Origin of the sequence: Erwinia pyri (assembly GCF_030758455.1) — a bacterium.
In the GTDB taxonomy this organism is placed as follows: domain Bacteria; phylum Pseudomonadota; class Gammaproteobacteria; order Enterobacterales; family Enterobacteriaceae; genus Erwinia; species Erwinia pyri.
Map to the genome: position 1 here is coordinate 1,232,080 of NZ_CP132353.1, position 12,610 is coordinate 1,244,689.

Below are 12,610 nucleotides of genomic sequence, written 5' to 3' on the forward strand. Positions count from 1 at the left end.
CTTCTACGCGCACTGGAAAGCCCTTAACGCATGAGTTCGACCCCTATCCCTGCCCAGTTCAACGGCCGCCGCCGTCGGTTTATCGACCGGCTGACTCGTCGCGTCGTCAGGATCTGTGGGCTGGCTATTCTGCTGGTGATGTTTTTACTCTTCGTCTGGCTGCTGTGGGTGGTTGTGCCGCTGTTTGCCACGCCCTCACTCAGCAACGAACAGCAGATCGTGCTGCCTCCTTCCCAGCCTTCTGTGGCGATGGGCATGGATGCGGGGCAGCAGTGGGGCTGGCGTATCGATAAGCAAGGGCAAGGCTTTTTTATTCCTCTGAGCAGTCAGGCCGCTTCCGCACCCTATCCGCTGAGCCGGGGCACCGTTGCTGCCGTCTCCACGCCTGACGACCGCTCCATTTTATTACGGAGTGAAAGCGGGCTGGTGCTGGTGCAGCCGCAGTTCAGCACGGTGACCAACGAACCGCTCTGGCGCTTCCCCTTAGGCGACAAACCGCTGGCGGGCAGCGATCCCGATGCCAGCCTTATAACCCTGGCCCAGCTGGACGAGCAGCGCTGGCTGGTGGCTCAGGCCAGCGCGCAGCAGATCACCCTGATCAAATACCAGCTTAATACCGCCGCTGAGATCTTTACGGTCAACACGCCTGGCGTGACACAGCTGCTGCTTTCACCCGATGGGCAACGCTTATTCACCGTTTCTGGCACCATTTTACGCGTCTGGAAAATAACGCCGCAGGGGCCGGTACTGCGTGATACCCACACGCTAAATAGCGTGCCGGCGCGCATTGCCCTGATGAGCGGAGGAAGCTCACTGCTGATAGCGGACAGCCGTGGCATCTCACAGTGGTTCGATATCGCCAGCGAGTCGGGACCGCAGTTGCACTACATCCGCCAGTTTGCCGGGGCGGAAGAGGGGGGCGTGCTCATAACCGAAGCGCATCGCCGCGTCTTTGCCACGCTAAACCCGGAGGGTGCACTCAGGCTCTATGCCAGCAAACAGCAGGGGGCAATCTTATCCAGCCAGCTACACAGCGGGGCCGGACTCGCTACGTTCGCCCCGCGCGGCGATGGCTTGCTGCTGGAGCATGACGGCATCTGGAGACACTACCGGCTCACCAATCCCTGGCCCGATATCAGCTGGCGGAACCTGTGGCAGAAAGTCTGGTATGAGCACTATCCCGCCGCGGATTACGTCTGGCAATCCACCTCTGCTAATGATGAGTATCAGGGCAAATACAGCCTGGTGCCGATGGTGGCAGGCACCCTTAAAGCCGCCGGTCTGGCCATGCTGTTTGCCACGCCGCTGGCGCTGGCGGCGGCGATGTACACCGCGTGGTTTATGGCGCCTGGCCTCCGGCGCTGGGTCAAACCGGCGATAGAGATGATGGGCGCGTTACCCAGCGTGGTGATCGGTCTGATTGCCGGGCTGTGGCTGGCGCCTCAGCTCGCTGACAGATTGCTGGGCGTGCTGCTGTTACCGCTGCTGCTGGCTGGCGTGCTGCTGCTCTGCAGCTGGGGTTCACAGCAATTATCGCCCGTCTGGCGTCACCGTCTCTGCAGGGAGGGCCGGGAAATCTGGATCCTGATGCCGCTGATGCTGCTGACGGCGGCACTCTCCCTGTGGCTGATCCCTTTGCTAGAGCATCAGCTGTTTGACAATGGCCTGGCGGGACGCTTCAGCCAGAACTACCAGCAGCGCAATTTACTGATTGCAGGCGTCGCTATGGGCTTCGCGCTGGTGCCGTTAATCTTCACGCTGGCGGAAGATGCCATCTTCAGCGTTCCTGCTTCTCTGGGGCAGGGGTCGCTGGCGCTGGGCGCCACGCCGTGGCAAACCCTGATCCGCGTGGTAGTGCCGGGCGCCTCATCCGGCATCTTTGCCGCGCTGATGATCGGTTTTGGCCGGGCGCTGGGAGAAACGATGATCATGCTGATGGCGACAGGAAATACGCCGGTAACGGAAGGCGGCCTGTTGCAGGGCGTACGCACTCTGGCTGCCAACGTAGCCATCGAAATGCCGGAAGCGGCCGCAGGCAGCGCCCATTACCGCATCCTGTTCTTAAGCGCTCTGGTGCTGCTGATCTTCACGCTGATTGTGAATACGCTGGCAGAGCTTATTCGTCAGCGGCTTCGTCGGCAATATGGGCAACAGGAGGGGCAGCCATGAGCGCCGTGAAAAATAATCACCGCTGGCGCTGGTTAACGGGCGGCGCGGTGGCGGTCAGCTTGCTGGCTTTTGTTCTGCTGATTGCGCTGCTCGCCTGGCAGGGCTTTCGCTATTTCTGGCCGCAGGCAGTGACGCTCTATACTGTTCAGCAAACCGTCGGCACTTCACAGATGCTGGGTGAAATTGTTCAGAAACAGAGCGTAACCCGCCAACAGCTTGAGGCGAGTGGCCGGGTGCTGCCGGCAGGTTTGCCGCCAGAAATGACGCGCTACCTGATCAAAACCGGGAATCGCGATTTTGCCGCCACCGATTTCCAGAGTCTGCTGAGTTATCAGATTGTGGCGCAGGAACAGCCAACCGGGGTGATTGCGCTCCAGCGGCGATCGGGCGGTATGGCGTATGGCTGGTTTGACGGGCTGCTGGAGAATGGGCAGCCGCTGGTGGCCCGCAATATGATGCGCGCCCTGCAGCTGCGCATTAAACAGTCTCAGCAGCATCTGTCGCAGGCGGAGAAGATACGTCGTGTCAGCATGGCCAGGCTTAACAGCGAGCTGAACCAGCTGGCGCAGCGTCAGCACCGGCTCCAGCAGGAGAATCAGTACACTGCCCAGGCGCAGTCGATCCATCAGGCTGACAGCAGCGAGCTGCAGCGTCAGTTCGCGCTGAAAGCGCGGCAGCTTAATGATCTTAACAGCGAAAGCAGCAGTACAGTGCTGATCCTGCGTGATGCGCAGGGCCAGCAGCACTTTATCCCGCTCAATCAGATTTTATCGGCCTGGTACCCCAACGCGATGAGCTATGGCGAGAAGGCGCTGCACTTTGCCTGGCAGATCTGGCACTTTGTCAGCGGCACGCCGGGCGAAAGCGTGGGCGAGGGCGGCGTTTTCCCGGCTATATTTGGCACAGTGCTGATGGTGCTGCTGATGTCCGTGGTGGTGATGCCGCTCGGCGTCGTCGCGGCAATCTGGCTGCATGAATACGCCGGAAACGGGCTGATGACGCGGCTGGTGCGGATTGCCGTGGTGAACCTGGCTGGCGTGCCCTCTATCGTCTATGGCGTCTTTGGCCTGGGCTTTTTTGTCTGGCTGGCAGGCGGAAGCCTGGATCGACTCTTTTTCGCAGATGCTTTGCCCAACCCGACGTTCGGCACCCCGGGCCTGCTGTGGGCCTCCCTGACGTTAGCATTACTGACGCTGCCGGTGGTGATTGTGGCGACTGAGGAGGGGTTATCACGCATTCCCAACTCGTTACGTCAGGGGTCGCTGGCGCTGGGCGCCACGCAGGCGGAAACGTTGTGGCACGTCACGCTGCCGCTGGCGGTGCCGGCGATGCTGACCGGGCTTATCCTGGCGGTGGCGCGTGCCGCCGGGGAAACGGCGCCGCTGATGCTGGTGGGCGTAGTGAAGATGGTGCCCGAGCTGCCTGTGGATGCAGTCTTCCCCTATCTGCACCTTGACCGCAAATTTATGCATCTGGGCTTTCAGATTTATGACCTGGCGTTTCAGAGCCCTAACGCGCAGGCAGACAGGCCGTTGGTATTTGCTACCGCGCTGCTGCTGGTGACAATTATTCTGGCGCTGAATGTGCTGGCGATGGCGTTGCGTCATCGTCTGCGTGAACGTTATCGCGCATTAATGAACTGAGTGAGAAATATGGCGATCCCTGAAGAGCTGACCAGCACGCTGGAGCTGGAGAATTTTTCCCTGTGGTATGGCGACAAGCAGGCGTTAAAAACCATCTCGCAGCGCTTCCCTGAAAACCGGATTACCGCACTGATTGGCCCTTCAGGCTGCGGTAAATCGACATTATTACGCAGCCTGAACCGGATGAATGAGCTGATTGATGGCTGCCGGACGGAAGGGGATATTCGACTTCATCAGCAGTCGATTATGTCAGCCACTCAGGACCTGGCCGCGCTACGCAGAAGGGTGGGGATGGTGTTTCAGCGCCCGAATCCGTTTCCGAAAACTATTTACGAAAACGTGGTCTACGGCCTGCGATTACAGGGGGTGCGCGACCGACGCGTGCTGGATGAGGCGGTAGAGCGCGCCTTACGCGCGGCGGCGTTATGGGCCGAGGTGAAAGATAACCTCTGGCAAAACGCCCTGACGCTCTCCAGCGGGCAGCAGCAGCGGCTGGTGATTGCGCGAGCCATTGCGATCGAACCCGAAATTTTGCTGCTGGATGAACCGACATCGGCGCTGGACCCTATCTCCACGCTGGTGATTGAGGAGCTGATGAGCACGCTCAAGCAGCATTTCACGCTGATCCTGGTCACCCACAATATGCAGCAGGCGGCGCGGGTATCCGATTTCACCGCCTTTATGCATCAGGGCAGCGTGGTGGAGTTTGGCGAGACGGACGAACTGTTTACCACGCCGCGCCAGCGCCGTACCGAAGATTACATTACCGGGCGCTACGGCTGAGAAAACGCCAGCCGCATAAAACAAAACACCCGATGAAGTTCACCGGGTGTGGGTATGGAGAATATCTGGCGGGTGGCCCTGGCGGTCAGTCGAAGGCGTGCCCTTCTTCAGGCAGCTTTTCGCCATCCAGCCAGGCCGCGTTGTCCCGCATCTCCAGCCTGCCATCCACAAACCAGCTCACCACCAGCGGGTAGATAGCGTGCTCCTGATGCTGCACACGCGCGGTAACATCCTCTTCGCCATCTTCAGCAAATACCGGAACTTTCGCCTGAAGGATCACCGGGCCGCCATCCAGCTGCTCGGTCACAAAATGCACCGAGGTGCCGTGCTCTTCATCGCCATTTTCAATCGCCTGGCGATGCGTATGCAGGCCGGGATATTTCGGCAGCAGGGAAGGGTGAATGTTCAGCATGCGTCCGGCATAGTGCTGCACGAAGGCTGGGCTGAGAATGCGCATATAGCCAGCCAGCACCACCAGGTCGGGCGCATAAGCATCGATCTCCAGCATCAGCTGGTTATCGAACGCCTCGCGGTCCGCAAACTGGGAAGCGGCCAGCGCATGGGCGGGCACGCCCGCTTCACGCGCTCGCGTCAGACCATACGCCTGTGATTTATTGCTGAACACGGCAGCGACGCTGCCGCGGATCTGGCCCTGCTCACACGCATCCAGAATTGCCTGAAGGTTGCTTCCCTGCCCGGAAATCAACACTACCAGCCGTTTCATGCGTTAATGACCACACGCTCATCGGAATCAGATGCTTTGATTACGCCAATTTTCCAGGCTTTTTCGCCTGCGTCGCTCATCAGCTGCACCGCTTTGTCCGCTTCCTCTGCGCTGAGGGCGATCAGCATGCCCACGCCACAGTTAAAGGTGCGGTACATCTCGTGACGACTGACGTTGCCCGCTTCCTGCATCCAGCCAAATACCGCAGGCCACTGCCAGCTTGACTCTTCAATCACCGCCTGGGTGTTGTCAGGCAGCACGCGAGGGATGTTTTCCCAGAAGCCGCCGCCGGTGAGGTGGCAGATGGCATGCACCTCTACCTGTTCAATCAGGCTCAGCAGGTTTTTGACATAAATACGGGTTGGCTCCAGCAGGTGGTCAGCCAGCGGCTTGCCTTCCAGCTGAGTCGCTTCCGGGTCGGTTTTGCTGACTTCCAGAATTTTGCGCACCAGCGAATAACCGTTGGAGTGCGGGCCGCTTGAACCCAGCGCAATCAGCACGTCGCCATCCTGCACCTTGCTGCCGTCGATGATTTCTGACTTTTCCACTACGCCAACGCAGAAGCCTGCGACGTCATAATCTTCGCCATGATACATGCCCGGCATTTCAGCCGTTTCGCCACCCACCAGCGCACAGCCGGACTGGGAACAGCCTTCAGCGATGCCGGTGATCACGCTGGCTGCGGTCTCCACATCCAGTTTGCCGGTGGCATAATAATCCAGGAAGAACAGCGGCTCGGCGCCCTGTACCACCAAATCGTTCACGCACATCGCGACCAGGTCGATACCGATGGTATCGTGGCGTTTAAGGTCCATCGCCAGACGCAGCTTGGTGCCGACGCCGTCAGTGCCGGAAACCAGAACCGGCTCGCGGTATTTTTGCGGCAGCGCACAAAGGGCACCGAAACCGCCCAGTCCACCCATCACTTCCGGGCGACGAGTCTTTTTCACTACGCCTTTAATACGGTCGACTAAAGCATTACCCGCGTCGATGTCTACGCCGGCGTCTTTATAGCTGAGAGAGGTTTTGTCGGTCACTGCGGATCCCCACGCGGTTTGCGGTTGGTGGTATGGAAAATAAAGCGCGGCAATTCTAACAGCGCAGGCAAACGTTTGCGAGTGCCATCTGATGACGCGTTGCGGATAACTGAATTTTAGCCAATTCTTTAAGGGGCAGAGGAGGAATTAACAGAAGTTGCACTAAGTCATATGGCGTCGGGCGTAAATGGCGCTATAATCTCGCGATTTTTTTTTTGCAGCTTAACACTCCGGGAGTACAACAATGAAGATCGTGGAAGTCAAACACCCGCTGGTCAAACATAAACTGGGCCTGATGCGTGAACATGACGTAAGCACCAAGCGTTTTCGTGAACTCGCCTCAGAAGTGGGAAGTCTGCTGACTTATGAAGCCACCTCCGACCTGGAAACCGAAACGGTGACCATTGAAGGCTGGAACGGTCCGGTAGAGATTGAGCAGATCAAAGGCAAGAAAATTACCGTGGTGCCGATCCTGCGTGCCGGGCTTGGCATGATGGAGGGCGTGCTGGAGCATGTTCCCAGCGCGCGCATCAGCGTAGTGGGCGTTTACCGTGATGAAGAGACGCTGGAGCCGGTGCCCTACTTCCAGAAGCTGGTGTCGAACATTGAAGAGCGTATGGCGCTGGTGGTTGACCCGATGCTGGCAACCGGCGGCTCGATGATCGCCACTATCGACCTGCTGAAAAAGGCGGGCTGCACCAGCATCAAAGTGCTGGTGCTGGTTGCCGCACCGGAAGGGATTGCCGCGCTGGAAAAAGCGCACCCGGATGTTGAGCTCTACACCGCGTCAGTTGATCAGGGACTGAACGAGAAGGGGTATATTATCCCCGGCTTGGGCGACGCAGGCGATAAGATCTTCGGTACGAAATAGGAATGATGCAGACAAGCCGACCGCAGAGTCGGCTTTTTATTGGGGTAAACTAAGGGTAATACTATGACTCGTCGTGCAATTGGCGTCAGCGAGCGTCCGCCGCTGCTGCAAACTATTCCGCTCAGCTTCCAGCATCTGTTCGCCATGTTTGGCGCCACGGTACTGGTACCGATCCTGTTCCATATCAATCCGGCCACGGTGCTGCTGTTTAACGGGCTGGGCACGCTGCTCTATCTCTTTATCTGTAAGGGAAAAATCCCCGCCTATCTGGGTTCCAGCTTCGCCTTTATCTCCCCTGTATTACTTCTTCTGCCGCTGGGTTATGAAGTGGCGCTGGGCGGATTTATCCTTTGTGGCGTGCTCTTCTGTCTGGTGGCACTGATCGTTAAAAAGGCCGGAACCGGCTGGCTGGACGTGATGTTCCCCCCTGCGGCGATGGGCGCAATCGTGGCGGTAATCGGCCTGGAGCTGGCGGGCGTGGCGGCGAATATGGCGGGGCTGCTGCCTGCTAACGGCGCTGCCGTCGAGAGCAAAACCATTATTATTTCGATGGTCACCCTCGCCGTGACGGTATTTGGCTCCGTACTGTTCCGCGGCTTTATGGCGATTATCCCGATTCTGATCGGCGTGCTGGTGGGCTATGCGCTCTCCTCGGCAATGGGGATTGTGAACTGGTCTGCGGTAGAGGCTGCGCCCTGGTTTGCGCTGCCCACGTTCTATAAGCCCCGTTTCGAATGGGTGGCGATGCTGACTATTCTGCCTGCAGCGCTGGTGGTGATTGCGGAGCACATAGGGCATCTGGTGGTCACCGCCAATATCGTGAAAAAAGATCTGCTGAAAGATCCTGGCCTTCACCGGTCGATGTTTGCTAACGGGATCTCAACCGTGTTCTCCGGCTTCTTCGGCTCCACGCCTAACACCACCTACGGCGAAAACATTGGGGTGATGGCAATTACCCGCGTTTACAGCACCTGGGTGATTGGCGGTGCGGCTATCCTCGCCATCCTGCTCTCCTGCGTGGGTAAGCTGGCGGCAGCAATTCAGGCTATTCCGGTGCCGGTAATGGGTGGCGTTTCGCTGCTGCTGTACGGCGTGATTGGCGCTTCCGGTATCCGCGTGCTGATCGAGTCAAAGGTTGACTATAACAAGGCGCAGAACCTGATCCTCACCTCGGTGATCCTGATTATCGGCGTCAGCGGCGCTACCGTACATATTGGTGCCGCCGAGCTGAAAGGGATGGCGCTGGCGACCATCGTGGGCGTTCTGCTGAGCCTGATCTTTAAGCTCATCAGCCTGGTGCGCCCGGAAGAAGTGGTGCTTGATCCTGAAGATCGGGATCGTCCATAAAGCGGCAGATCCGGCCCGCGTTTATTAACGGAAGAAACTTGTGATAAACTCCAGCCGGATTTTGCCCGATCACTACTGAGGTGCTTCTGAACACACCGGCACAGCTCTCTTTGCCACTCTATCTGCCCGATGATGAAACCTTCGCCAGTTTCTGGCCGGGGGAGAACCCCTCGCTGATCGCCGCACTGCAAAGCGCGTTGCAGCAGGAGCATGGCAGCTACTTCTATTTCTGGTCGCGTGAAGGGGGCGGTCGCAGCCATTTACTGCATGCCGCCTGTGCAGAACTCTCCGCCCGCGGCGAAGCTGTGGGCTATGTTCCGCTGGATAAGCGTACCTGGTTCGTGCCGGAAGTGCTGGACGGAATGGAGCAGCTGCCGCTGATCTGCATCGACAATATCGAATGCATCGCCGGGGATGAGCCCTGGGAAATGGCAATTTTCGATCTCTATAACCGCATTCTCGAAACCGGCAGAACCCGCTTACTGATCACTGCAGATCGTCCTCCCCGGCAGCTGAACCTGAAGTTAGCCGATCTCGCTTCCCGTCTCGACTGGGGGCAGATTTACCGGCTTCAGCCGCTGTCCGATGAAGACAAGCTTCAGGCGCTGCAGCTGCGGGCCAGATTACGCGGGTTTGAGCTACCGGAAGATGTGGGCCGTTTCCTGCTGAAACGGTTGGATCGCGAGATGCGTACGCTGTTTGTGACGCTGGATAAACTGGATCGCGCTTCCATCAGTGCCCAGCGTAAGCTGACCATTCCGTTCGTGAAGGAAGCGCTGGGTCTCTGACTCCTTACAGGATGGTCAGCACCTGCTCGGGCGGGCGGCCCAGGCGCGCTATACCTTTATTGATGACAATTGGCCGCTCAATCAGTTTTGGATTTTCTGCCATCGCCTGCAGCAGCTGCGCCTCGCTCAACGTTTTATCTTCAAGCGCCAGCGTTTTATAAATCTCTTCTTTCTTCCTCATCAGATCCCGTGCCGAGCTGAAGCCGAGCATAGCTAACAGCGCCTGCAGCGTTGCCACGTCCGGAGGCGATGCCAGATAAAGAATTACTTCTGGCTCAACCCCTTTTTCCTGGAGCAGCGTCAGCGTTTCCCGGCTTTTGGTACAGCGTGGATTGTGATAAATCTGCACTTCCGACATGTTTTCTACCTGATTATGATTTCTGATATTTGCGGAACCGTTCCTGTAGCTGGCGGAACTGGTCGATGCGGGCATCGTAGCGGGCCTGCTTCAGGCTGCCTAACGGCACGGCGGAGCTGGCGCTGCTCAGGCTTCTGATCGCCTGATCAAGTTGACCGTTGAGGGCCAGACTCTCGGCACGCGCCGCCTGCTCTTCATCGTTCAGCCCCTGATCGGCACTGGCCTGGGCCAGCAGATCCCAGCCGTTAGGATCCTCTTTATGCGCCCAGGTGTAACGATAGAGAATTTTGCTGGCGCTGGCGGGCTGCTTCGCTTCCACATAGGCATTAGCAAGGTTCAGCTGCACCACCGGGCTGGCACTGGCGCCTTTTGCCGCCAGCAGCATGGCGATAGCCTGCTGCGGCTGCTTAAGCCCGATGTCGATGTCGGTCATGATATCCAGATACCAGGCGTTGGCGGGCTCCTTAGCCAGCATCGGCGCCACAATCTTTTTCGCATTAGCGAAGCTTTTTGCCTGAAGAAACTGTACCGCTTTGCCATACTGCGCGGCCGCCTGCTCGCGGGTATTGCCTTTGCTCAGCGTAGCCAGAATGTCATCGGTGAGCTGATTCTGCCCGGTGGCATACATACCCAGTGCACGAACCTTCGCCATGTAATAATCCTGAGATGACTGCACCACCACCGGCTTCATCTGATTGGCGCGGTTGCGCGCATCTGAAAGGCGGCTGTCTGGCAACGGGTGCGTCAGCAGGATTTCGGGCGGTTTTGAAGAGAAGCGCGACTGATCGGCCAGCTTTTGCAGAAAGTTGGGCATCGCCTCAGGATCGAAGCCGGCGCGCTGAAGCACCTGAATGCCGATGCGATCTGCTTCCTGCTCATTCTGCTGGGTAAAGCTGATGATCCCCTGTTGAGTGCCCGCCAGCGTACCGCTCAATGCCGCCATCCCTGCCTGAGGGTTAGCCATCGCCAGTAAGATAGAGCCGAGCGCGCCCACCCATGTCAGGGGCGCGTTACGCTGCTGCTCTTCCATAGCGCGCGCGAGGTGGCGTTGAGTGACGTGTGAGATTTCATGCGCCATAACCGAGGCGAGCTGGCTCTCATTATCGGTATAGCGAAACAGGGCCGAGTGGAGGACCACGTTGCCGCCAAAAAAGGCGAAGGCGTTGATCTCATCATTGCTGATCAGATAGAAGTGGAAGGGGGTTTTCACCGACCAGGCATGCGCCACCAGCCGCTCTCCAAGCTGATTGATGTAATCATTCAGCAAAGGGTCATTGATCAGCGGCGCGCTGGCCCGCAGCTGGCGGACATAGAAGTCGCCCATTGCCAGCTCCTGATTAATAGAAAGCGTGTTACCGGCGGTGGTGCCAATATCGGGCAGGTTATCGCTGAGGTCCGCCCTGACTGGCAGGGAAGCGGTAGTCAGCGTAATAATGAGCGAGGCCAGCGCACATTTCTTCAGGCGGTTAATCATGCTGAATCCCATTCTGATGACGTCCTCTTTTGACCCGGGGGCAAACAAAATGTTCTGTCTGCACCTGCTGAACAGCTCTTTTCGCAGGGTATCTTAATCACAAGTTACAGGGAAGGAAACGCTGATCGGGGGAAACAGGGAGCCAGATTCAGCAAAAATGGGAAATATGCCGCAAAAAATTGAATGTCCTTTGCCAGCCGCAAAATTAGCAGGCTTTTCTTAACGACAGAAAGAACGTTAATGAGGCGCTGAAAAAGGGCGTTTCCCGCGCGATCCCATTCTTTTTGCCTGTTGCCTTGCGCTCTTACGCCGCCTGCATAATTAAAGTTAGGTAAATTTATTCAATTAAATTGATGGTGGCATGTATTTTGATTAGGTTTACTCTGAAAAACAGGCCGATCCAGGCGCGGTGCGCCAACCCTGCTTATTAATATTATTGCTATAAACCTGTGGCTATACATTTCACAATAGTGCCGTAATATAATATAAATTCATTTGCTCATCCCAGATATCAGAATCCTGTTCATTAATATATTAAGAGGTTATCAGATTAATCAATGCTGGTTAAATTTATTACCTTAATATTAACTGGATCTGAATTTTATCCCTTTCTGATGCTTATATTTAAATAATGCTGCATATTATAAAAGTGCAATGATTTCATCACTAAAGCATTTAAGGGAGTCTTCCTTTTCGCAGGGGCAACATCGCCTCCGAGCTATGGTATAGATCCTCCTGTCGCCGAAGTCCGCGACAGTTTGTAACCCATTTGAGCCATCTGACTCGTTGCCCTGTTGCGGAGAGCATTCTATGCGTCCAGTAGTATCCTATTTATTAATTGCCGTCGTAGCCGGTTTTGTCGGCGCCAGTTTTTCTAAAGCTCCCGATATTGTCGATAAACTGAGCGAGCGTTTTGGTAATAAAGCCAGCGACCCGGAAGGTTTCTGGACCACGCCAGCTATCGACGGCTATGGCAAAATTCATTACGAATCAGACGTCGCTTATAAACCGGCAGCGGGCGAGAGCAATAAAATCGTTTTTCAGATCACCAAAGCAGAAAATGGACCGAACGATCCTAATCTCGGTCTGGAGCGGGTTGCCCGGGTGGTAAACCTCTATGTGGCTTCCGGCATTCCTGCCGACCAGCTGAAATTTGTGGTCTCCGTTACTGGCGACGGCACGCCGGCAATGCTGAATAATGAACAGTATAAAAAGTTGTTCGGTATGGACAATCCTAACCTGAAGCTGATTAGTGAGCTGCGGGCGAAAGGGGTTGATGTCTCGGTCTGCGATCAGTCGGTAGCCTTCCACCATTTCCAGCACGACTGGATTGATAAGTCTGTGACGCACGCGCTCTCCAGCCCGACCACGGTTTCAACCCTGGAGAACCAGGGCTACGCCTTCCTCGCGATGTAA

11 protein-coding genes are annotated in these 12,610 nt (G+C 56.9%); 7 read left to right on the plus strand and 4 right to left on the minus strand.

The window, feature by feature from the left end; translation table 11 throughout:
* The first annotated feature begins 30 nt into the window (after positions 1-30).
* The 3 genes from Q3V30_RS05760 to pstB are packed head-to-tail and all read left to right on the plus strand — an operon-like array spanning position 31 to position 4,595.
* Positions 31-2,169, plus strand: a complete 2,139-nt coding sequence (locus Q3V30_RS05760) for an ABC transporter permease subunit (protein ID WP_306211349.1) — start codon at positions 31-33, stop codon at positions 2,167-2,169.
* Complete coding sequence (pstA, locus tag Q3V30_RS05765) at positions 2,166-3,812, plus strand: phosphate ABC transporter permease PstA (RefSeq protein WP_306211351.1); 1,647 nt, start codon at positions 2,166-2,168, stop codon at positions 3,810-3,812. The genes Q3V30_RS05760 and pstA overlap by 4 nt, the downstream gene beginning before the upstream one ends.
* 9 nt (positions 3,813-3,821) lie before the next feature.
* Complete coding sequence (gene pstB / locus Q3V30_RS05770; RefSeq protein ID WP_306211353.1) at positions 3,822-4,595, plus strand: phosphate ABC transporter ATP-binding protein PstB; 774 nt, start codon at positions 3,822-3,824, stop codon at positions 4,593-4,595.
* Between the two features lie 85 nt (positions 4,596-4,680).
* Here the strand turns inward: pstB and purN are convergent, their stop codons facing one another.
* Both purN and purM read right to left on the minus strand, forming a co-directional pair.
* A complete protein-coding gene (purN, locus tag Q3V30_RS05775; RefSeq protein ID WP_306211355.1) occupies positions 4,681-5,319 on the minus strand; it encodes a phosphoribosylglycinamide formyltransferase in 639 nt (212 codons plus the stop codon).
* Positions 5,316-6,356, minus strand: a complete 1,041-nt coding sequence (gene purM / locus Q3V30_RS05780; RefSeq protein ID WP_306211358.1) for a phosphoribosylformylglycinamidine cyclo-ligase — start codon at positions 6,354-6,356, stop codon at positions 5,316-5,318. Before purM ends, purN begins: the two co-directional genes overlap by 4 nt.
* 244 nt (positions 6,357-6,600) lie before the next feature.
* On the opposite strand from purM, the gene upp reads away from it, so the two are divergent.
* The 3 genes from upp (at position 6,601) to hda (ending at position 9,362) form a co-directional block, all read left to right on the plus strand.
* Positions 6,601-7,227, plus strand: a complete 627-nt coding sequence (upp, locus tag Q3V30_RS05785) for a uracil phosphoribosyltransferase (RefSeq protein ID WP_306211360.1) — start codon at positions 6,601-6,603, stop codon at positions 7,225-7,227.
* Between the two features lie 63 nt (positions 7,228-7,290).
* Entirely contained in the window at positions 7,291-8,574 is a 1,284-nt protein-coding gene (gene uraA, locus Q3V30_RS05790) for a uracil permease (protein ID WP_306211361.1), read from the plus strand.
* 86 nt (positions 8,575-8,660) lie between these two features.
* Positions 8,661-9,362, plus strand: a complete 702-nt coding sequence (hda, locus tag Q3V30_RS05795; protein ID WP_306213096.1) for a DnaA inactivator Hda — start codon at positions 8,661-8,663, stop codon at positions 9,360-9,362.
* A gap of 4 nt (positions 9,363-9,366) precedes the next feature.
* On the opposite strand, the gene arsC is transcribed toward hda, so the two are convergent.
* Positions 9,367-9,720 carry an arsenate reductase (glutaredoxin) gene (gene arsC / locus Q3V30_RS05800; protein WP_306211363.1) on the minus strand — a complete coding sequence of 118 codons (354 nt, stop codon included), beginning with the start codon at positions 9,718-9,720 and terminating at the stop codon, positions 9,367-9,369.
* A gap of 13 nt (positions 9,721-9,733) precedes the next feature.
* Entirely contained in the window at positions 9,734-11,194 is a 1,461-nt protein-coding gene (gene bepA / locus Q3V30_RS05805; RefSeq protein ID WP_306213098.1) for a beta-barrel assembly-enhancing protease, read from the minus strand.
* An 810-nt stretch (positions 11,195-12,004) separates the two neighbouring features.
* Between bepA and Q3V30_RS05810 the strand changes: the two genes are divergently transcribed.
* Complete coding sequence (locus Q3V30_RS05810; protein WP_306211365.1) at positions 12,005-12,610, plus strand: DsrE family protein; 606 nt, start codon at positions 12,005-12,007, stop codon at positions 12,608-12,610.